The sequence below is a fragment of the Xanthomonas sp. NCPPB 3005 genome (genome assembly GCF_041228095.2).
Classification (GTDB): Bacteria; Pseudomonadota; Gammaproteobacteria; order Xanthomonadales; family Xanthomonadaceae; genus Xanthomonas_A; species Xanthomonas_A bonasiae.
The window spans coordinates 4,224,142-4,246,059 of record NZ_CP166096.2; the positions used below are offsets into that span (position 1 = coordinate 4,224,142).

At 68.8% G+C, this 21,918-nt stretch carries 17 protein-coding genes; 9 read left to right on the top strand and 8 right to left on the bottom strand.

Going from position 1 to position 21,918, the window contains the following annotated elements; all coding sequences use genetic code 11:
- Positions 1-108 precede the first annotated feature (108 nt).
- The 6 genes from AB8810_RS18215 to AB8810_RS18240 all read left to right on the top strand — a co-directional run bounded on the left by AB8810_RS18215 (position 109) and on the right by AB8810_RS18240 (position 7,916).
- Positions 109-2,604, top strand: coding sequence for a TonB-dependent receptor (locus AB8810_RS18215; RefSeq protein ID WP_369914461.1), 2,496 nt, complete (start codon positions 109-111; stop codon positions 2,602-2,604).
- Between the two features lie 2 nt (positions 2,605-2,606).
- Complete coding sequence (locus AB8810_RS18220; protein WP_369914462.1) at positions 2,607-3,521, top strand: glycerophosphodiester phosphodiesterase family protein; 915 nt, start codon at positions 2,607-2,609, stop codon at positions 3,519-3,521.
- Between the two features lie 216 nt (positions 3,522-3,737).
- Positions 3,738-4,895 carry a glycerophosphodiester phosphodiesterase family protein gene (locus AB8810_RS18225; protein ID WP_369914463.1) on the top strand — a complete coding sequence of 386 codons (1,158 nt, stop codon included), beginning with the start codon at positions 3,738-3,740 and terminating at the stop codon, positions 4,893-4,895.
- A 240-nt stretch (positions 4,896-5,135) separates the two neighbouring features.
- Complete coding sequence (locus AB8810_RS18230; protein WP_369914464.1) at positions 5,136-6,470, top strand: hypothetical protein; 1,335 nt, start codon at positions 5,136-5,138, stop codon at positions 6,468-6,470.
- Positions 6,471-6,767: 297 nt separating this feature from the next.
- Positions 6,768-7,229: a cell wall hydrolase gene (locus AB8810_RS18235; RefSeq protein ID WP_145701667.1), complete on the top strand. Its 462-nt coding sequence runs from the start codon at positions 6,768-6,770 to the stop codon at positions 7,227-7,229.
- Positions 7,230-7,307: 78 nt separating this feature from the next.
- A complete protein-coding gene (locus tag AB8810_RS18240; RefSeq protein WP_206230659.1) occupies positions 7,308-7,916 on the top strand; it encodes a glutathione binding-like protein in 609 nt (202 codons plus the stop codon).
- Positions 7,917-8,105: 189 nt separating this feature from the next.
- Here AB8810_RS18240 and AB8810_RS18245 read toward each other — a convergent pair whose 3' ends face one another.
- The 7 genes from AB8810_RS18245 to AB8810_RS18275 form a co-directional block, all read right to left on the bottom strand.
- On the bottom strand, positions 8,106-8,666 hold the full coding sequence (locus AB8810_RS18245; RefSeq protein ID WP_369914465.1) for a hypothetical protein: 561 nt from the start codon (positions 8,664-8,666) through the stop codon (positions 8,106-8,108).
- A gap of 68 nt (positions 8,667-8,734) precedes the next feature.
- Positions 8,735-10,612: a propionate--CoA ligase gene (gene prpE / locus AB8810_RS18250; RefSeq protein WP_369914466.1), complete on the bottom strand. Its 1,878-nt coding sequence runs from the start codon at positions 10,610-10,612 to the stop codon at positions 8,735-8,737.
- 132 nt (positions 10,613-10,744) lie between these two features.
- Positions 10,745-13,255 (bottom strand): prolyl oligopeptidase family serine peptidase, encoded by a 2,511-nt coding sequence (locus tag AB8810_RS18255; RefSeq protein WP_369914467.1) that lies wholly within the window; start codon positions 13,253-13,255, stop codon positions 10,745-10,747.
- Positions 13,256-13,484: 229 nt separating this feature from the next.
- Entirely contained in the window at positions 13,485-14,216 is a 732-nt protein-coding gene (locus tag AB8810_RS18260) for a DUF4189 domain-containing protein (protein ID WP_369914468.1), read from the bottom strand.
- A 115-nt stretch (positions 14,217-14,331) separates the two neighbouring features.
- The gene (locus AB8810_RS18265) at positions 14,332-15,318 is read right to left on the bottom strand and encodes a malate dehydrogenase (protein ID WP_009607498.1); all 987 of its coding nucleotides are present in this window, start codon (positions 15,316-15,318) and stop codon (positions 14,332-14,334) included.
- 33 nt (positions 15,319-15,351) lie between these two features.
- A complete protein-coding gene (locus AB8810_RS18270) occupies positions 15,352-15,726 on the bottom strand; it encodes a glutaredoxin family protein (RefSeq protein WP_255432834.1) in 375 nt (124 codons plus the stop codon).
- A gap of 90 nt (positions 15,727-15,816) precedes the next feature.
- Positions 15,817-16,311 (bottom strand): peptidylprolyl isomerase, encoded by a 495-nt coding sequence (locus AB8810_RS18275; protein ID WP_179570582.1) that lies wholly within the window; start codon positions 16,309-16,311, stop codon positions 15,817-15,819.
- A 189-nt stretch (positions 16,312-16,500) separates the two neighbouring features.
- Between AB8810_RS18275 and typA the strand changes: the two genes are divergently transcribed.
- The 3 genes from typA (at position 16,501) to AB8810_RS18290 (ending at position 20,521) form a co-directional block, all read left to right on the top strand.
- Positions 16,501-18,330 (top strand): translational GTPase TypA, encoded by a 1,830-nt coding sequence (typA, locus tag AB8810_RS18280; RefSeq protein ID WP_064538334.1) that lies wholly within the window; start codon positions 16,501-16,503, stop codon positions 18,328-18,330.
- 13 nt (positions 18,331-18,343) lie between these two features.
- A complete protein-coding gene (locus AB8810_RS18285) occupies positions 18,344-18,826 on the top strand; it encodes a DUF2127 domain-containing protein (RefSeq protein WP_191825071.1) in 483 nt (160 codons plus the stop codon).
- Positions 18,827-18,913: 87 nt separating this feature from the next.
- Positions 18,914-20,521 (top strand): amidase, encoded by a 1,608-nt coding sequence (locus tag AB8810_RS18290; RefSeq protein WP_369914470.1) that lies wholly within the window; start codon positions 18,914-18,916, stop codon positions 20,519-20,521.
- Between the two features lie 220 nt (positions 20,522-20,741).
- Here AB8810_RS18290 and AB8810_RS18295 read toward each other — a convergent pair whose 3' ends face one another.
- A complete protein-coding gene (locus AB8810_RS18295) occupies positions 20,742-21,911 on the bottom strand; it encodes a mechanosensitive ion channel family protein (RefSeq protein ID WP_191825098.1) in 1,170 nt (389 codons plus the stop codon).
- Positions 21,912-21,918: the final 7 nt, after the last annotated feature.

Genomic DNA, 21,918 nt, shown 5'->3' on the forward strand with positions numbered 1-21,918 from the left:
GACGCGGACCCCCGCAGTGGATGTGCGGCAACGCTAGCATGTGGACACGAAAGTTTCATACATGGTAAATACTATTACCCCCACATACTTTTAATGGGGGAGTTCCATATGCGCACCAACCATCCACACCTGAGCCTGCTCGCGCTGGCGCTGGCTTCCGTTCTCGCCGCCGGCGCCCATGCCGAGGAGCCGCCGCAGGCGCCCGCCGCCGACGCCACCACCACCCTGGATCAGATCGTCGTCACCGGCACCCCGCAGGGCCAGTCGCAGAAGGACGCGCCGTTCGCGATCAGCGTGGTGTCGAAGCAACGCCTGGATCGCGCGGCGCCGAGCAGCAGCGTCGACATGCTGCGCGCCGTGCCCGGTTTCTCGGCCGAGCCCTCCGGCGGCCAGGGCGGCGGCCAGAACCTGTACGTGCGCGGCCTGCCCGCCGGCGGCTGGTACTACGTGCAGTACCAGGAAGACGGCATGACCCTGTTCGACGAACCGCAGGAAAGCTTCTTCAACGTCGATACGCTGTTTTCGCTGGACATGATGACCGAGCGCCTGGAAGTGGTGCGCGGCGGCACCTCGCCGCTGTTCGCGACCAACGCGCCGGGCGGCACGGTCAACGCCATCACCCGCCACGGCACCGCCACGCCCGAGGGTGCGGTGCGCATGACCGTCGGCAGCGACGGCCTGCGCCGCGAGGACGCCTACAGCTCCGGCCCGCTGAGCGAGAACGTGCTGTACAGCATCGGCGGCTACCACCGCAGCGACGACGGCCTGCGCGAGACCGGCTACACCGCCGACAAGGGCGGCCAGTTGCGCGGCAACCTGACCTTCCTGATGGGCGATGCGATCCTCGACGTGGACGCCAAGTACCTCGACGACCGCACCGCGTTCTACAACCCGATCCCGCTGGACGATCCGCGCACGCCCTCGCAGTCGCTGTCTGCGCTGCTCGACCCGCTGGACGGCACCCTGCTGTCCAACGACCTGCGCCGGACCACGGTGCCGACCTTCGACGGCAACCGCCTCGTGTCCCGCAACCTGGACCTGGCCGACGGCATCCACAACAAGGTCAAGCAACTCGGCACCCACCTGGAGTGGAACCTGGACGACGGCCTGACCCTGAACAATCGCATGCGCTTCGTCGATGCCGAGGTGGACTACACCGCGCTGTTCTCCGGCGCCGCACCATCCGACGCCGCCGCCTATCTGTCCACCCAGCTCGGCCGCGCGCGCACCGGCTTCGGCAACCGCGTGGCCCGCGTCGGCTACGTCAGCAGCGGCGACGGCGCCGTCTACGACCCGGCCGGTGCCGACGGCCTGGTGCTGGAAAGCGGCCTGTGGAACGCGCGCACCCACCTGCGCACGCTGTCCGACGATCTGCGCCTGAGCAAGGCATTCGGCGAATCGGCGCTCGGCCAGCACACGCTCACCGCCGGCGTGAACGTGCAGCACTTCGAATACGCCCAGGACCGCCTGCAGAACACCGTGCTGACCACGCTGCAGAACAATGCGCAGCGCCTGGACGTGCTGGCCTACGACGCGGCCGGCAACGTGGTCGGCGCGGTCACCCAGAACGGCTTCGTGCGCTACGGCAACGGCGTCACCCGCGGCTTCGTCAACGGCACCTACCTGTCGCCGTACCTGTGGGACTCGGTGCGCTTCGGCCGCTTCGGCGTGGATGCAGGCGTGCGCTACACCCGCTACAGCGCCGACGGCGGCGTGTACGCCAACACCACGCGCAACCTCGGCGATCCCACCACCCTGGCCGACGACAACGCCGGCGGCCTCAGCGGCGCGTTCAGCGCGCGCGAGGATCGTCGCCATGCCACGCAGTGGACGCTCGGCGCCGAGTTCGCGCTGACCCCGCAGTTGCAGACCTTCGCCCGCTACACCACCTCGCAGCGTCTGCCGCGGCTGCAGAACGTCTACCAGACGCAGAACGCGGCAGTCACCGACATCGACCAGGCCGAGGCCGGCCTGCGCGGCGCCTTCGGCGATACCTTCTCGTTCTCCACCGTCGGTTTCTGGAGCCGCTTCAACGATCTGTCGATCAGCGCGATCGTGCTCGACGCGACCGGTGCGGTGCAGACCCTGGCCCTGGTCGGCCAGACCCAGACCTTCGGCCTGGAGTCGGAGTTCACCTGGCGCCCGTCGGCGTACTTCGGTGTGACCGGCTCGGCGACGCTGCAGGATCCGCAAACCCGCAGCCTGAGCAACGCCACCACCGGCGCCAGCTACGGCGACCTGGACGGCAAGCAGATCTCGCGCATCCCCAAGTTCATCGCCTCGCTCAGCCCGACCCTGTACTTCGATATCGCCGGGCGTCCGCTCGAACTGTCGGCCACCGCCTACCGCATGGGCCAGCGCTACGTCGACTACACCAACGCCACCGCCCTGCCCGCCTACACCACCTACGACCTGGGCCTGTTCGCCCACCTCAGCGACAACCTGGAACTGCAGCTGCATGCGGCCAACGTCGACAACAGCATCGGCCTGACCGAAGGCAACGCGCGGGTGGATACGCTGTCCGGGCAAGGCACCGCCGAGGCGATCTACGCGCGTCCGATCTTCGGCCGCAACTACAACGCATCGCTGACCTGGCGGTGGTGAGCATGCGCTGCCGCAAACTGCTGATGGGCGCGGCGATCTGGCTGCCGCTGATGACGGCGACGGCGACGGACTTGCCGGAGCGCCTGCGCGATCCGCACGGCGATGCGCTGGTGGTGTCGCACCGCGCATGCTGGAAGTTCGCCTCGGAGAACACCCTCGACGGCATCGCCGCGTGCATCGCGCACGGCGTGGACATGGTCGAAGTGGATGTGCGCACCACGCGCGACGGGACGCTGGTGTTGATGCACGACGAGACCGTGGACCGCACCACCGACGGACATGGCGCGGTAGCCGACCTAGACGCGGCGCAGATCGCCGCGTTGCGCGTGCGCAGCCGCGGCGGCGGCCGCACCAGCACCCTGACCGAGCGCCACCCGCCGACGCTGGCGCAGGCGCTGACAACGGCGCGCGGCAAGGTGCTGGTGAACCTGGACGTCAAGGCCGCCGCGCTGGACCAGATCATGGACGTGGTCGAGGCGGCCGGTGCGCAACGCGACGTGCTGTTGAACATCCCGCTGGACGTGCCACCGGCTGCGTTGCAGCGCGCGCACGCGGCCGGCATCGCGCTGCAGGTGCTGTACCTGCAACGCGACACCGCGCTTTCGCCGCAACAGGCGCTGCGCCGCGCCGCCGCGTTGCGTCCGGCGGTGGTGCAGGTGATGTTCGACGACCCGGCTGTGCTGGACATCGCCCAACGCGAACTGGCGCCGCGCACGCGCCTGTTCGTCAACACGATGACCAACGACATCGCCAGCGGCCGGCCGATGCGGCTGTCGGCGAACTACACCGACCAGCGCGCGCTGCGCGATCCGGCCAGCGTCTGGGGCGCGCTGCGCGCGCATGGGGTGAGCATGATCCAGACCGACGAACCAGCGGCACTGCAACGCTATTTGCGCGCATCGGACATGCACCGGTAGCCGTCGTCGATCTCAATCCTCGTGACGCGGCGACAGTCGCAACGCGTCGCGGAGAGCCAAGCCCAAGACGGTCGGCATGGAGCCAGATCACGCCCATGGATGGCGCAGCCGTCGTTCCGAGCGATTCGCCGCGACGGTCGAGCCAACACGGTCGGCCGCCATCGGCGTCATTGCGCCTGTGTCACGTCCATCCATCCACTCCCAACAGGAGAGCACATGAAATCGTCCAAGAAACGCTTCAAACGCCTATCGCTGGTACTGGCCTGCGCCTCGCTGACCGTGTTGTCCGGCCTCGCCTCGGCGGCCAACAACTGGAATCCGCAGCACATCCTCAACGCCATGAAAAGCCCCTACCAGGGCAGCCGCGCCAGCGTCGCGGTGATCGCGCATCGCGGCCTGGTCGGCAACGGCTGCCCGGAAAATTCCACCTGCTCCATCCTCAACACCTACAACAACAACATCGAAGCGATCGAACTGGACGTCAAGCAGTCCTCCGACGGGCAGCCGTGGTTGTTCCACGACCAGAACGCCGGCCGCGTGATCGCCCATTCGCCGGACTTCAACATCTTCCAGCCGGCCAACAATCCGTCCGGCTGGAATCCGGACATCCGCACCATGACCAGCCACGAGCTGGTCAATTCGTTCCTGCGCGACAAGAACTTCGCCAAGACCAACTACCGCCCGGTGCCGCTGGCCAACGCGTTGGATGCCGTGCACCGCAACGCCAATCACATGGTCGTGGTGCTGGACCTGAAGACCCTGGACGCGGTGTCGCGCGCTGCCGACCTGGCCCTCTACCTGGGCATGCAGAACCAGGTGGTACTGAAGTTCAGCGCCTCGCTGCTGCCGCGCACGCCAAGCGACATCACCCGTTACACCAAGGGCGTCGCGTTCGCACCGACTGTCTACGCTGGCGACATGGACCGGCTCGCCGATGGCGGCTATACCGGCCTGTGCGGAACGATCAGCCCCAACACGCCGTTCTGCCGCGTCAATGCGTGGATCGAACAGGCGCGCGGCGAGAAAGGCTTCGCCTGGCTGGAAATCGGCAACAAACAACCGCGCCGCAGCGATCCGACCGGCGAACTGCTGGCCGGCGAGCAGGCCAATCACCGCGCGCTCGGTGCGTTCTCGCCGGTGCCCGAGTACCGACTCGGCAGCCACGACGGCCAGCACTTCGTGCGCAGCAACGGGACCTGCTGCGCGGCGCTGAGCGACTACCTGACGCGCACCAAGTACTTCGGCAACGAAGTCGCCGACGACCGCTCCGACTTCGGCGTGCAGGCGTTGGCCGGCTTCACCAGCATCATCAGCGACGACCCGCTCAGCATTACCCGTTCGCACATTTTCCGGAATACCTCGCGCTACGAGTGATCGCGGCATGATCCGGCCGGGGAGTTCGCTCCCCGGCTTCCCGCTGCACTCTCCACCCAGGAAGCATCCGCTATGCGTCCCGTTCCCCGTCCACGTCCCCGTCACCTGCTTGTCCTGCTCCTCGTCGCCGGCGTGAGCTGGCTCCTGTTGCAACGCGCAGCGACTGCGCAAGGCGCACGCGCCGCCACGGCGCCAGCCGCCGCGCCGGCATCCGCGCATCGCGCTGTCGCCGCGACCGACATGCCGTCCGCGTCACCTTCTTCCACCGACACCGTGCCCGGCCCATCGGCGCGCGAGGTCATCGCCGCGGCGCAGGCGCTACCGGCCGATTTCCAGGCCGACGCGCTGCTGCGCATCGCCGACGCCAAAGACCTGCCGTCGCCGGCCGGCGGCGATCGCCGCGAAGCCGCGCTGCGCCTGGCGCAACAGGCGTCGGTCCTGGCGGAACGCGCGATGCGGCGCATGCCCGGCCTGGCCAGCGCCGGCTATGTCAGCGAAGAGCACGGCGACGAATTGCGCGACACCCGCACCGCCGGCCTGGACCGGCTGTCGCTGCAAACGCGCGCTGCGCGCATCCTGGCGACGTCTCCCGCACAGGCGGCCGCGCTGTTCGCAGCGCTGCCGACGCCGCAGGCCGCCGGCTGCGATGCCGAGCTGATCGACGATCCCAGCCCCACCTACGCGTTGGCGACCGCACTGCAGCCGGGCCAGGCCGCGCCGCAGGCGGCGGCGCTCGCCGAGCGCGTGGACAAGGCGCAACAGGAAACCGACGTGGCGCCGGCACTGAAGATGGTGCTCGCCAGCACGGCGCTGGAGCGCAACGGCCAAGCCCAGGTCGCCGACAGCCTGGTGCGCATGTTCGCGCGCATCCGCGGCAACGATCCGGGCTTCACCGCCACCGAGCTGAGCGTCGCCGCGGACATGCCGCTGCTGCTGCAATGGCTGCAGGACGCGGCACTGCGCGAGCGGCTGCATGCGGCGTACCGCACCTATGTCGCGGCGCATCTGGCGCAGGCGCGTTGCCCGGCGAGCCTGCTCGGCAACCACTGGCTGCTCGAGCAGCGTTTCGTCGCCGAACTGCCGAACGAACGCATCCCGCCGGCACCGCCGGCGGCGCAGGAATCGATCGACGACGAGGCGGTTTCGCTGATCCGCGAAGCCGGCTACAACGTGCGCACGCAACTGCTGCTGCCCGACGCCTCCGCCGCCGACCCGGCGCTGGAAAAAGCCTCCGCCGAATTCCTCGACCAGCTCGACCATGGCGTTCTGCAGCAGACCGCGGCAGGCGATGGCAGCGGCCGCGTGCAGCGTGCACGGCTGCGCGAACTGCTGCGCTATCTGGAATATGCGCCGAGCGGCGCGTCGCGCGATCGCGGCGTCGCGCTGATGGCGTCGTTGCTGTCCGGCCCCTACTACGCGCAGGACCACGACACCTGGTTCGGCGATCTGCGCGTAGTCGCCGGGCAGATGCAGCGCTGGCCCGACCACGCGCAACGGCTCGCGCAGTTGGCCGAGCATCGCGATCCGGTGGTGAAGGTCTACGCGATGCTGATGCAACGCGGCCAGTTTCCCTGAGCCTGGTTGCAGCGGATACACCACGCTTCGATACCTCCGCGCGCGGCGTCACGCGCCGCGCGCACCACACGGATAGTGAACCCTGTCAACAACCGGGGTTCAGTTGCGATTGGGGAAGCGGCGCCTATTGTGCGCGCCACTTCCGATCCGCCCATCTTGGTGGATCCGCCGGCCTCCAGATTGCGCCGGCACCCGGGCGACCCGTGACAGGCCGCCTCCCCATGACGCCAAGCCGCATCGCCTTGCCGCGCCACCCGGTGCAGCCCCGATGACGGCCCATACGGAGCAAGGAGTTATATGAAACTGGCCTGGATACTCTGGCTGTCGCAACTGTTGCCGCAACCCGCCGCCGATTCGCTGTGTCTGAGCACCACCGTCTATCTGGAAGCGCGCGACCAGACGCTGCGCGGCCAGCAGGCGGTCGCCGAGGTGGCGCTGCGGCGCCTGGACAGCGGCCTGTGGGGCAACTCGATGTGCCAGGTGGTCACCGCGCGCAAACAGTTCGCGCCGGGCCTGGTGAAACCCGGCACCGAACTGAAGAACGACGACGCCTGGGCCGATGCGGTCAACGTCGCCTTCGCCGCCGAGCGCAACTGGGCGCTGCCGCAGGGCCAGCGCAAGGAGATCGTGCCCGGCGCCAGCCACTTCGCCGCACATGCGATCGCCAGCCCGAGCTGGCGTAACGCCTACCAGGTGGCGACGATCGGCGATCACACGTTCTACCGCGTGCAGAAGCTGCGGCCGCGCAACGCGTCCTGACCGGCCAGCACGACGCTATCGCCAACCGCACGCAGGGCCGGGTACGCTTCCCGGCCCTTTGTTCGTGCGGAGTCTGCAATGAAACTGTATGCCAAGCCCGGCGCCTGCTCGCTGGCCGACCACATCGCGCTGCGCTGGGCGGAATTGCCGTTCGAACTGGAAGTGCTCGACGCCGCGTCGATGAAGGCACCGGCCTATCTCGCGCTCAATCCCGCCGGCGCGGTGCCCGCGCTGCAGGTGGACGAGTGGGTGCTGACCCAGAACTCGGCGATCCTCAACTACATCGCCGATAGCGCGCCCGCGGCACAGCTGGCCGGCGACGGCAGCGCGCGCAGTCGCGCCGAAGTGCAGCGCTGGCTCGCCTTCCTCAACGCCGACCTGCATCCGGCCTTCCATCCGTTGTTCGGCAGCACGCGCTACCTTGAGGACGCGGCGGTGATCGCGCGCACCCAGGAACACGCGCGCGAACGCCTGCGTACGCTGTACGCGCGCGTGGACGCGCAGCTGGCGACGCAGCAATGGCTCGCCGGCACGCAGCGCTCGATCGCCGATGCGTATCTGTTCGTGACCCTGCGGTGGGCGCAGGCGCTGAAGATCGAACTCGGCGCCAACCTGCAGGACTTCTTCGCGCGCATGGCGGCCGATCCGCAGGTGCAGGCGGCGCTGCAGGCCGAAGGCTTGAATTGAGCAAGCGCAGTCAGAGCGCATCCTGATCTGTCTGCAGACAGACGAAACCTGCAGGAGCGGCTTCAGTCGCGACAGGCGGCACCGGGACATCCTGTCGCGGCTGAAGCCGCTCCTACAACAGCGGACCTTGCTTCCTCGCCATCACACGCCGGCATGTGCGTGCGCACGCCAATTGGCGCTCGATCGCAGCTACCGCCGCTCGTCGTCCAGCGTGTCCTGCAGCCAACGCGCAGCCAGCGCTGGCGACTTGGCCTTGCCGAGCGCGGCGGTGAACTCCGGCAGCAGCGCTTCGAGCGCGGCGGCGTCGCTGCAGCGCTCGATCCGCAACTGCATGAAATAGCCCTTCAGCCCCAGATACTTGCGCACCGCTTCGCTCATCGCGTCGTAAAGGTGCGAATAGCGTTGCGCCGCTTCGTGCGATACCGGCGCATCGCCCGGACTGGCCAGCGGATCGATGGCGCCGGCCGACGTCGCCGCCGCCGGCGGCGTGCTCGATGGCGATATCGATGACGATGCTGCAGGCGCAGGCGAGGCCGACGCATCGCCGCCGCGGGCGATCAGGCCCATCTGCTGCAGCTGCGCCAAGGCGTCTTCCGGCGCATGCAGGCCGGCGACGATCTGCTGCAGCGCGCTGTCGTCCTTGTGCCCATCCACCACCAGCAGGATCGAGCGCAATTGCGCCGGCAACCGGCGCGCGCGGTCCGCGATCTCCTGCCGTCCGGCGTCGGTCTTGGCATAGCGCTCACTCATTCGCCGCCCTCCCCTGTGATTGCGCGTCAGCGGCAGCCGGCGCGCTTGTTGCGCGATGCAGTGGCGCCTCAGCGCGCCAACGCGCGGCGAATCTCGTCGAGCGCGCCCGGATCGTCCAGCGTCGACAGGTCGCCGGGATCGCGCTGCTCGGCCAGCGCCTGCAGCGAACGCCGCAGCAGTTTGCCCGAGCGCGTCTTCGGCAATGCCTGCACCAGATACACCTGCGCCGGCCGCGCCACCGCACCGAGCCGCTCCACCACGCATTGCCGCAGTTGTTCGGCAATGGCGGCGGCGGCATCGGGCGATGCCTGTTGTTTCAGCGTCGCGAAGACCACCGGCACCTGCCCCTTCAGTTCGTCGTGCATGCCGATCACCGCCACCTCGGCCACGTCCGCATGGCCGGCGATGGCCTCTTCGATCTCGCGCGTGCCGAGGCGATGGCCGGCGACGTTGATCACGTCGTCGGTGCGGCCGAGGATGAAGGTATAGCCGTCGTCGTCGCGGATCGCCCAGTCCAGCGAGCTGTACAGCAGTTCCTCGAAATGGCTGAAATAGCTGCGCAGGAAACGCGCATCGTCGTTCCACACCGTGGTCATGCAGCCCGGCGGCAACGGCGGTTCGATCACCAGCACGCCCTTGCGTCCGGCCGGCACTTCGACGCCGTGCGGATCGACGATCTTCATCTTGTAGCCCAGGTTGGGGAACCCCGGCGAACCCGGCTTCACCGGCCGCATCTCCAGCCCCGGCAGCAGGGTCAGCGCCGGCCAGCCGGTCTCGGTCTGCCAGTAGTTGTCGATGACCGGCTTGCCCAGCGCCTCGCCGATCCACAACGCGGTCGGCTCGTCCAGCGGTTCGCCGGCCAGGAACAGGTATTGCAGCGCGCTCAGGTCGTGATCGCGGATGTAGCTGGCCGCATGCTTCTTCAGCACGCGGATCGCGGTCGGCGAGGAGAACATGGTGCGCACCCGGTACTTCTCGCACAGCGCCCACCACACCCCGGGGTCCGGCTGCACCGGCAGGCCTTCGTACAGCAGCGAGGTGCAGCCGGCGATCAGCGGGCCGTACACGTTGTACGAATGGCCGACCGCCCAGCCGACATCGGACGTGGAGAACATCACCTGGCCCGGCGCGCAATCGAACACCGTGCGCATCGACAGCGCCAGCGCCACCGCGTAGCCGCCGACGTCGCGCTGTACGCCCTTGGGCTTGCCGGTGGTGCCGGAGGTGTACAGCAGATAGCTGGGTTCGTTGGATTCCAGCCAGGTCACCGGCACCTGCGCGTCGCCGACCTGCGCGCGCAACTCGGCGTAGTCCACGTCGCGCCCGTCGTTGCGCGGCTGCGCCGGATCCAGCCCGCGCGAGACGATCAGCACCTTCGGCGGCGGTGCGCTGGCTTCCGCGCAGGCGGCATCGACCAGCGGCTTGTAGGGGATGATCTTGCCGCCGCGGCTGCCGGCATCGGCGGCGATCAGCAGCTTCGGCGCCGCATCGTCGATGCGCAGCGCCAGGTTGTGCGCGGCGAAACCACCGAACACCACCGAGTGCACCGCGCCGATGCGCGCGCAGGCCAGCATCGCGAACACCGCCTCGGCCATGTTCGGCATGTAGATGACCACGCGGTCGCCGCGCTGCACGTCCAGACGCAGCAGCACCGCGGCGAAGGCATTGACCTCGGCATGCAGCTGCGCATAGGTGAATTCGCGGGTCTGCCCGGTCTCGCTGGACACCGCCACCAGCGCCAGCTGCGCGGCGCGCTCGGGCAGGTGCCGGTCGACCGCGTTGTGGCACAGGTTGGTCAGGCCGCCGCCGAACCAGCGCCGGAACGGCGGGTGGTCGTATTCTAGGATCGCCTGCGGCGGCCGCTGCCAGTGGATCGCCTTGGCCTGCTCCGCCCAGAACTCCTCCGGCTGCTCGATCGAGCGCCGGTACAGCGTCGCGTAGTCCATGCGGCCCCTCCCAAGGCGATGCACCCACGCCGAGCATAGTCCCTGCGCGTCGCGGGCGTCCTTCCGACCTTGGTCGAAGGGCGCCCGCGACGCCGCGGCGTCACCGGCCTGTGCCGCCGCCGGTGGACTGCCCTACTGCTTTTGCGCTGCCGCCTTCGCCGCCGCCGCACGCGGCGGCGCATTCTTCACGTAGCGGTCGAACCACTCCAGCATCTCGGCCACCACGTCCTCGTTGGACTCGCGCGCGGTGTACCAGTGCGGCTCGAACGGCAGCAGCACCAGCCGCGCGGTGCCGCCGTTGCCGCGGATCGCCTGGAACAGGCGCGGCGCCTGGGTGGTTTCGGTGCCGGGATTGGCGTCGTCCATGCCGTGCACGATCAGCAGCGGCTCGTTGATCTTGTCGGCGTGGAAGAACGCCGAGGCCTGCGCGTAGACCTCCGGCGCGGCCCAGAACGAGCGCCGCTCGTTCTGGAAGCCGAACGGGGTCAGGGTCTTGTTGTAGCTGCCGCTGGTCGCCACGCCGGCGCGGAACAGGTCGGTATGCGCCAGCAGGTTGGCCGCCATCAGCGCGCCATGGCTGTGGCCGGTGACGCCGATCCGCTGCCGGTCGACCACACCCAGTTCCACCGCCTTGTCCACCGCGGCGGTGGCGTTGTCCACCAGTTGCTGCAGATAGGTGTCGTAGGCGGTCTTGGGATCGCCGACGATCGGGAAGGCGGTGTCGTCGATGATCGCGTAGCCGGCCAGCAACAGCAGCTGGTAGGAACTCAGCCGGGTGAAATCGCGCTCGTTGGCGCCGCTGACCTGGCCGGCCTTGGACGGGTCGGCATAGTCCAGCGGATAGGCGTACAGGATCGCCGGCACCCGCGTGCCTTCCTTGTAGCCGGGCGGCGTGTACAGGGTGAACGACAGTTCCACCCCGTCCTTGCGCTTGTAGGTCACCAGCCGCTTCTTGATCTGCCGCACCAGCGGCGTCGGATCGGGGAAGCGGGTGACCGGCGCGATGCTCGAGGCGTAGACCGCTTCGCCCGCCGCCGCATCCGTCTGCGCCTGGCCCAGCGCGCGCAGGTACACGTTGGGCGGATCGGTCGGCGACTGGCGCCAGGTCAGCAGCTTGGTCGTATCGTCGCCGGCGAACCCGGCGAACACCTCGTCGGCGCTGGCATCGCTGCGGAACAGGCGCTCGGTCTTGCCGCTGGCCAGTTCGTAGCGGTCCAGGAACGCGCGGTCGCCGGCCGGCGTGGCGCCCTGCCCGCTCAGGAACAGCGCGCCGCGGTCCTCGTGCAGCACCGCTTCGCCGTTGGCCAGCACGCGCAGTTCCGGGGTGCCGGGATCGGCGTACAGATCGTCGGTGGATAGATCGAACAGCACGCGACCGGGCGTGCCGGGGCGGTCGGCGTCGAGCAGCGTGGTCCGCCGCCAGTGGCGGTTCTCGTCGTATTCGTCCAGCAGCGCCTGCCCGCCCTGGGCGAACCAGGACAGTCCGGCGTAGCGCTGGGTCACCCGCGCCAGTTCGCGCGGCTTGGCGGTGAACGGCGCCGCCAGGGTCAGCAGCTTGTCGCGTGCGGGCACGGTGGCCTTCCAGTCGCCGCCGTCCAGCGCCTCGGCCCAGACCAGCGTGGCCGGCTGGTTGGCCCGCCAGGAATACGCACGCGGGCCGGTCGGCACGCCCTGCACCGGCACCCGGTCGGCGACCGGCAGATCGGCCAGCACGCGCTCGCCGCCAGTGGACAGATCGAGCACCGCCACATCGTGGGCGAAACGCGCATAGGTGGTGACGTAGGAATACGGCCGCTTGAGCCGCTCCACGCGCACATGGCGGCCGTCGGGCGCGCCGTCCACCGCGGTATAGACCGCCGGCGCGCCGACCTTGCTCTGCTTGCCGCTGGCGGCATCGACGGTGAGCAGCTGCGAGGTGGCGTAGTAGGTGAACAGCGCCTCGTCCTCGGGGCTGGACAGCGTGTCGCGCGCCTCGTAGGTGCTGCTCTCGCCCTTGCCCTGGATGGTTTCCTTGACCTCCGGCCCCGGCGGCACCGCCGCCTTGCGCGGCGCCGCACCCAGGTCCTGCGGCACGGTCTTCAGCAGCAGCGTGTCGCTGCCGCCCAGCCACTGGATCTCGCCGCCCAGCACCGGGTTGAGCTGCACGCCGTCGATGCGGCGCACGTTGCCGGTGGCGACGTCGCCCAGCCACAGCTCGACGCGGTCGGCGGCGGTGTTGTTGAAGGCGAAACGGCGCCCGTCCGGCGACCACACCGGCAGCGCCGGACAGGCGCCGGCCGGCAGGGTCACCGCGGTCTGCTTGCCGCTGGCCACGTCGACCAGGCTAAAACCTTCCAGGCAGGCGCGGATGCCGTAACCGTTGGACATGTCGTGGCGGCTGTGGCTGCGCGGCTCCACACGCACCCCGGCCAGCTTCAGATACGGCTCGGCCACGCGTGCGATCGGCGGATACTGGGTGCGCTGCACCAGCAGCAGGGTCTTGCCGGTGGGATCCAGCCGCGGCGACGGATTCAGCGGCGCGCGCATCACCCCCAGCAGCGGCTCCGGCGGTTGCCGATAGCCGCTGTCCGCGGCGTTGGCGGCGAGCGGCAACAGGCTGGCCAGCGCCAGCCCTCCGATCCAGCGGTACGGAGCGCGCGTCATGCTATGTCCCCAAATGAATGGCCGAGGAAACCTAGCACACCCGCAAACCGGCGCGCGCGGGTGCAACGTCATGGCCGGCCGAACGGCGAAGACATGCCGCAGAGGCCGGCTGTCGCGCGCAGTCGTGGAATGGCGATGCAACGGCGACCATCGCCGCCGCGCGAGCGTGGCGCCCCCGACCTAGCTGGTGGCGCGCCAGCCGCTTGTCCGGCGCGGGCCAGCCCGAACACTAGGAAGCGGCCTTGCTGGTCTCGGCCACGATCTCGCACTTGGCCTTCTTGCTCTGCTCGCCAGCGCAGTACTTTTTTGCCGCACGCCGCGCCTGCCAGGCGCTATTGCCCTCGGCTGCGTACAGCTTGCCGTCGTCGCCCAGCGCCATCGCCGCATGCGGCTGCTGATGCACGTAGGCGAAGCATGCCGCCTCGCCACCGCAGGCCTGCAACACGGCCTGGCGGGCATCGCCGCGACGCACGCCGCCGCTGACCGCATAGGCTTTCTGCTGGGTACCGTTGTAGCCCAGCGCATTGAATTGCCAATACACGGCGCGGCCGCCGCTGCCGGCCGAGACGACCACGTCACAGTGGACGCCCGGCTTGGCGAGCTCGCATTGCCGCAGCGCCGCTTCCGCCGTCGAGGCGTAACCGATGACATCTTCGTCCGAGGCAGCAAAATAGAAGTAGTCGTCGTAGAAGCTCACCACCAGGCATGACGGACCGCAGTCGCGCGCGGCGGCCGCCTTGGCTTGGTCGGCATCGCTGTAATTCCATACCGAGCCCATCGCGCGGGTCGCCGGATCCAGCGCGACCGCGCCGGCCAGCCAGGCGCACTGGCTCTGCATCACCGGCTGGTTGTTGTACATGCCGACAACCACGTCCTGGCAGGACTGCCAGGCCTTGGCCGAGCCGGACCACGCCACTCCAGCCGCCAACAACAGCAGCAAGCCCCATATCCGTTGATGCATCGTGCGCTCCATGCTCGTTCCAGGCCGCGCAGTCTAGCGCTGTAGTCGCGCGCGCGTACCCGCAAAAGAAAAACGCCGGGCGAGCCCGGCGTCTTCCGCACCTCGATCGCAGCGATCAGCCCAGCAGGTGCGCCACGCCGCTGCGCTCTTCTTCCAGCTCGGCCAGGGTCTTGTCGATGTACTTCTGGCTGAAGTCGTCGATCGGCAGGTCCTTGACCAGGGTGTACTCGCCGTTCTCGGTGGTCACCGCGAAGCCGAACATCACGCCTTCCGGGATGCCGTAGGAACCGTCGGACGGCACGCCCATGGTCACCCACTTGCCGTTGCTGCCCAGCACCCAGTCGCGCACGTGGTCGATGGCGGCGTTGGCCGCCGAGGCGGCCGAGGACGAGCCGCGCGCCTCGATGATCGCCGCGCCGCGCTTGCCCACGGTCGGGATGAAGGTGCCGGCGTTCCACTCCTGGTCGTTGATCGCCTCGGCGATGGACGCGCCCTCGACGGTGGCGAAACGGTAGTCCGGATACATGGTCGGGCTGTGGTTGCCCCACACCACCAGCTTCTCGATGCCGCCGACCGGCTTGCCGAGCTTGCCGGCCAGCTGGCTCAGCGCGCGGTTGTGGTCCAGGCGCAGCATGGCGGTGAAGTTCTTCGGGTTCAGGTCCGGCGCCGACTTCATCGCGATGTAGGCGTTGGTGTTGGCCGGGTTGCCGACCACCAGCACCTTGACGTTGCGGCTGGCGACCTTGTTCAGCGCCGCGCCCTGCGCGGTGAAGATCTTGGCGTTCTCCAGCAGCAGGTCCTTGCGCTCCATGCCCGGGCCGCGCGGACGCGCGCCGACCAGCAGGGCCACGTCGGCGTCCTTGAACGCCACTTCGGCGTCGTCGGTGCCGACCATGCCGGCCAGCAGCGGGAACGCGCAGTCTTCCAGTTCCATCATCACGCCCTTCAGCGCGGCCTGGGCCTTCTCCATCGGCAGCTCGAGCAGCTGCAGGATCACCGGCTGGTCCTTGCCCAGCATTTCGCCGGAGGCGATACGGAACAGCAGGGCATAGCCGATCTGGCCGGCAGCGCCGGTCACAGCAACACGTACGGGTGTCTTCATGGGGGGTTCCTCTGCTAAAAAAAGGGATAAGAGTCAGTAGACGCGGTAGCCGAGCGGCTGCAGATGCGCGTCCAGGGCGGCGGTGTCGTAGCCGTCGATCACGTGCTGGCCGATCACCGTGATCGGCACGCCTTCGCGGCCCAGCGCGGCGGCGGCCAGGCGGCCTTCCTCCTGCTCCACGTCGAGCACGCGGTAGCGGACCTGGGCGCGTTCGAAATCGGCCTGTTGCCGGCGGCAGTAGCCGCACCAGTCGGCGGCCAGCATGACGATGCCGTCTTCGCCGGTGAGCCTCCGCGGATCGCCGGCCGCCAGCGTTGCCGGCGCCGATGCGGCCTCCGAACTGCGCCACCACGCGTGCACGCCGCCGCCGATTCCGAGCAGCACCATGCACAGCAAAAGGGGACGCATCGTCATCGAGGGTCGGGCGCGGCAATCAACCGGGAAATGTTAGCACGCAGGCCATCGGCGACCGGCCGCCAGGGCCGGTCGCGGCGGCACTCAGGCGTCGAGCAGGCGGTTCCACTCGGCGACGCGGTCGGCCTTGGCCGCCAGCACCGCATCGGTATCGCCTTCGATGGTGATCTTGTTGATCGCATCGCCCTGGGCGACGCTGTCGACCACGTCCAGGCCCTGGGTCACCTTGCCGAACACGGTGTGCTTGCCGTCCAGCCACGGGGTGGCGGTGTGGGTGATGAAGAACTGGCTGCCGTTGGTGCTGGGACCGGCGTTGGCCATCGACAGCACGCCGCGCTCGTGGCGCACGCCGTTGTTGGTCTCGTCCTCGAAACGGTAGCCTGGGCCGCCGCGGCCGGAGCCTTCCGGGCAGCCGCCCTGGATCATGAAGTCGGCGATCACGCGGTGGAAGCTCAGCCCGTCGTAGAAGCCGCGCTTGGCCAGGTTCACGAAGTTGGCCACGGTCAGCGGCGCCTTGTCGGGATACAGCTCGATGGTGATCGGGCCGCGGGCGGTGTCGAAATGGGCGATCAGGGACATGGGATTCCTTGGAAACGGGGGCGTCATTTGGGGCGCATAGGATACACGCCGGCCTGTTTGGCCCGCCTCCGGTGCCGCCGGCAGCGCCACCGCCGCCGCCTGAATCCTGAACCGGCAGGCGCGTCGGGATACAGGTATAATAGGGGGCTTACTCTCCTTCCTTTCTGGCGCCGGTTGGCCCCCTTTCGCATGTCCATCGAAAATCTTCGCAATATCGCCATCGTCGCCCACGTCGATCATGGCAAGACCACCCTCGTCGACTGCCTGCTGAAGCAGTCCGGCACCCTCTCCGAGCGCACGGTGCTGGCCGAGCGCGTGATGGACAGCAACGATCAGGAAAAGGAACGTGGCATCACGATCCTGGCCAAGAACACGGCCATCACCTGGCAGGGCAACCGCATCAACATCGTCGACACCCCCGGACACGCCGACTTCGGCGGCGAAGTGGAGCGCGTGCTGTCGATGGTGGACTCGGTGCTGATCCTGGTCGACGCGATGGACGGGCCGATGCCGCAGACCCGCTTCGTGACCCAGAAGGCCTTCGCGATGGGCTTCAAGCCGATCGTGGTGGTCAACAAGATCGACCGCCCGGGCGCGCGTCCGGACTGGGTGATCGACCAGGTGTTCGACCTGTTCGACAAGCTCGGCGCGACCAACGAGCAGCTCGACTTCCCGATCGTCTACGCCTCGGCGCTGCACGGCTACGCGAGCCTGGACGACAGCGCCCGCGAAGGCGACATGACCCCGCTGTACGAAGCGATCATGAAGCACGTGGCGCCGCCGCAGGTGGATCCGGACGGCCCGTTCCAGATGCGCATCAGCCAGCTGGACTACAACAACTTCGTCGGCCTGATCGGCATCGGCCGCATCCAGCGCGGCAAGGTCAAGAAGAACATGCCGGTCAGCATCGTCGACCGCGAAGGCAAGAAGCGCCAGGGCAAGATCCTGCAGGTGCTGGGCTTCATGGGCCTGGAGCGGGTGGAAGTGGAAGAGGCCGAGGCCGGCGACATCGTCGCCATCTCCGGCGTCGCCGACATGAGCATCTCCGACACCATCTGCGCGCTCGACACCCCGGAAGCGCTGCCGGCGCTGACCGTGGACGAGCCGACCATCTCGATGACCTTCCAGGTCAACAACTCGCCGTTCGCCGGCAGCAAGGAACACAGCGGCGGCAAGTTCATCACCAGCCGCCAGATCCGCGAGCGCCTGGAGCGCGAGACGCTGCACAACGTCGCACTGAAGGTCGAGGAAGGGTCGGACCCGGACAAGTTCCTGGTCTCCGGCCGCGGCGAACTGCACCTGTCGGTGCTGATCGAGAACATGCGCCGCGAAGGCTTCGAGCTGGCGGTGTCGCGTCCGGAAGTCATCGTCAAGGAGATCGACGGCAAGCTGATGGAGCCGGTCGAGCAGCTGGTGGTGGACATCGAAGAGCAGCACCAGGGCGGCGTGATGGAGAAGCTGGGCATCCGCAAGGGCCAGCTGAAGAACATGGAGCCGGACGGCAAGGGCCGCGTGCGCCTTGACTACATGATCCCGGCGCGTGGCCTGATCGGCTTCCAGAACGAGTTCCGCACCCTGACCCAGGGCTCGGGCCTGCTGTTCCACGTGTTCGACCATTACGGCCCGAAGGAACAGGGCGCCATCGCCAAGCGCCAGAACGGCGTGATGATCGCCAACGCCGCCGGTGCCACCCCCGCCTACTCGCTGGGGCCGCTGGAAGAGCGTGGCCGCCTGTTCGCCGCCGAAGGCGACAACGTGTACGAAGGCCAGCTGATCGGTATCCACTCCAAGGACAACGATCTGACCGTCAACGCGATCAAGACCAAGCCGCTGACCAACATGCGCGCTTCGGGCAAGGACGATGCGATCAAGCTGACCCCGGCGATCAAGTACACGCTGGAACAGGCGCTGGACTTCATCGAGGACGACGAGCTGGTCGAAGTCACCCCGAAGGAAATCCGCCTGCGCAAGAAGTTCCTGACCGAAAGCGATCGCAAGCGCGCCGGTCGCGGCGGCTGATCGCCGAGTTCCCGTGGCCAGCAAGAAGGCGTACAACCCGGATCCGCACGCGCATCCGGGCCTGCACCTGATCGCACTGCTGGAGGCCGGCAAAGGCCTGCTCGCGGTGCTCGCGGCCACGGGTCTGGAACTGATGGGCCCGCTGCCGCTGCGCGCGGCGGTGGGCCGGCTGATCGTGCGTTTCAGCCTGGACCCGGAGCACGGCGCGCTGCCGTCGCTGCTCACCATGATCAATCCCGGCGCGGTGCATCTTGCCGCCGCCGGCATGCTCGCCTACGGCGTGCTGCACATCGTCGAAGCCTGGGGCCTGTGGCGCGCCAAGGCCTGGGCGTCGATGCTGGGCTGCATTTCCGCGGCCATCTACCTGCCGTTCGACATCTACGCGATCGTGCGCCATCCCGGCTGGGCCGCGTGGGCGGTGCTGGCGATCAACCTGGCCGTGGTCGGCATCCTGGCCCGCGACCTGATCCGGCGCCGGCGGCGTCCCGCGCACTGAGCGCATGCGGGCAGGCGCCCGCATCGGTTTGCCAATCCCCATAGCGCTGCGTAGCCTCCTGGAGAACGACTCCCCGGGAACCTGCCGATGCGCCTGCTGCCCGTCCTGTTGCTGTGCGGCGCCCTCGCCGGCTGCCGGCATCCCGTCCTGCCCGACACCGCCGGTGCCGCGCCGCCACAAGCCCCAGACGCGTTCGCCCATGCCGAAACCGACATCGCCACGCTGCAGGCGCAGATGGCACGCGGCACGCTCGACAGCGCCGGCCTGACCGCGGCCTACCTGCAACGGATCGATGCGCTGGACCGGCAAGGGCCTGCGCTGCACGCGATCATCGAACGCAATCCGCGCGCCCTGGACGAAGCGCGGCAGCGGGACGCCGAACGCCGCGCCGGGCATCTGCGTGGCCCGCTGCACGGCATCCCGCTGGTGTTGAAGGACAACATCGATGCGCGGCCGATGGCCACCTCGGCCGGCTCGCTGGCGCTGGCCGACTTCCAGCCGCCGCACGACGCGTTCCTGGTGCAGCGCCTGCGCCAGGCCGGCGCGGTGATCCTGGGCAAGAGCAACCTCAGCGAGTGGGCTAACTTCCGCTCCAGCAAGTCCAGTTCCGGCTGGAGCGCGCGCGGCGGGCAGACCCGCAATCCGTACGTGCTCGATCGCAATCCCTGCGGCTCCAGCGCCGGCACCGGCGTAGCCGTGTCGGCCAATCTGGCGGTGGCCGGCATCGGCACCGAGACCGACGGCAGCATCGTCTGCCCGGCCGCGGTGAACGGCCTGGTCGGACTGAAACCGACAGTCGGCCTGGTCAGCCGCGACGGCATCCTCCCGATCTCCGCCAGCCAGGACACGGCCGGACCGATGACCCGCAGCGTCGCCGACGCGGCGACGCTGCTGAGCGTACTGGCCGCGCCCGATCCTGCCGACCCGGCCACCGCCGCGGCACCGCGTCCGCCCGGCTACGACTACACCGCGCACCTGCGCCGCGACGCGCTGCGCGGCGCACGCATCGGCCTGCTGCCCTCACCGCTGACCCAGACCCCGGACATCGCCGCGGCGCAGGCGCGCGCGGTCGCCGCGTTGCGTGCGGCCGGCGCCACCGTGGTCGCTGCGCGGATCCCCACCGCCGGGCAATGGGACGACGCCGAACTGACCGTCTTGCTGACCGAGTTCAAGGCCGGGCTGGAACGCTACCTCGACACGCGCCAGGCGCCGCTGCGCACCTTGGCGCAACTGATCGCGTTCAACCGCGCGCATGCCGAGCGCGAGCTGGCGCACTTCGACCAGGCGCTGTTCGAACAGGCGCAGGCCACCCACGGCCTGGACGACCCGGCCTATCTGGAAGCGCGGGCGAAAGCCAGGCGCCTGGCCGGTCCGGACGGCATCGACGCGGCCCTGCGCGCGCAGCGGCTGGATGCGCTGATCGCGCCGACCACCGGCCGCGCCTGGAAGACCGACCCGCTCCACGGCGACGACTTTCCCGGCGCCAGCTACGGCGCGGCGGCGGTGGCCGGCTATCCCAGCCTGACCGTGCCGATGGGCGCCAGCGACGGCCTGCCGCTGGGCTTGGTGTTCATCGGCGGCGCCTGGAGCGAACCGCGCCTGATCGAACTGGGCTACGCCTACGAACAGCGCAGCCGCGCACGCACGCCGCCGGCGTTCTTGCCGACGCTGCCGCAGGCCACGGAGCATCCGTAAAGCGAATAGCGCCGCAATGGCGCCAACGCGCAACCCATCGACAGACGGTTGGCGAAGAACGCCTTTGTAGGAGCGGCTTCAGCCGCGACCGGGCGTTACCAGGAAAGCCCCGGTCGCGTCTGAAGCCGCTCCTACAGGTTTCAATGAGAATCCATGCGTCACCAACAACGCGTGGACGCTGCAGGCGCCTGCCGCCACGCCGACACGGCGCAACCCAACGCTATGCCGTATCCGGCCTCGGCGCGCCCGGATCCTGCACCGCTGTCGCCGCCGGCGCGCCATCCTCGGCGCCGGGCGAGCGCATCGCCGCCGAGTCGCTGGCCGTCGATGGCGGCCGTGGTGCCGCGCGCGCGGTGTCCGAGGAGATCTCCGCGCGCAGCTTCGGCAAGGCATACGGATGTTCGCGGGTCAGGAAATCGATCATCCGTTCGCGCACGATGCAGCGCAGGTCGAACGCATCGCCGGAATTGCGCGCGCTGACCAGCAGGCGCACCTGGATCGTGCTCTCGCTGGTCTCGGTCACCTGGGTCACGCAGACGCGGCCATCCCACAGCGGCTCGCTCTTGCAGATCCGCTCCAGCTCGGCGCGCAGCTGCGGCATCGGCGTGCGGTAATCCAGCCACAGGAACGCGGTACCGAGCAGGTCGGCGCTGCTGCGCGTCCAGTTCTGGAACGGATTTTCGATGAACCAGGTCAACGGCACCACCATGCGCCGCTCGTCCCAGATCCGCACCACCACGTAGGAACTGCCGATCTCCTCGATGCGGCCCCACTCGCCTTCGACGATGACCACATCGTCGAGCCGGATCGGCTGGGTCAGGGCGATCTGCAGGCCCGCGATCAGGTTGCCGAACACCGGCTTGGCGGCGATACCGGCGACCAGGCCGATGATGCCGGCCGAGGCCAATAGCGTAGTGCCGATCTGCCGCACAGCCGGGAAGGTCAGCAGCACCACCGAGGTGCCGAGCAGGATGATCGTGCCCATCGCCACGCGTGCCAGCACCCGGGTCTGGGTCTGGATGCGCCGCGCGGTCAGATTGTCGGCCACTTCGATCGGATAGCTGCGCAGGATGGCCTTTTCCAGCGCGGCGGCGCCGCGCACCAGCAGCCAGGTCACGCAACCGATCATGCCGATATGCAGCAGGTGCTGCAGGTCGGTCAACGCGCGCTCGTCCAGCGGCGTGGATTCCAGTGCGAAGCTGAGCATCAGCATCGGCAGCAGGAAGGCCATCGGCACGCTGACCACGCGGATGATGCGCGCGCGCCGGTAGTCGCGCCCGCGCATGCGCTGCGCGATGCGCAACAACAGCCACCAGGCGAGGAAGCCGAGCACTACCGCGGCGCCGATCGGCAGCGTGTAAGCGCGCCACGGGATCCAGTCGAGATCCAGATTCAAG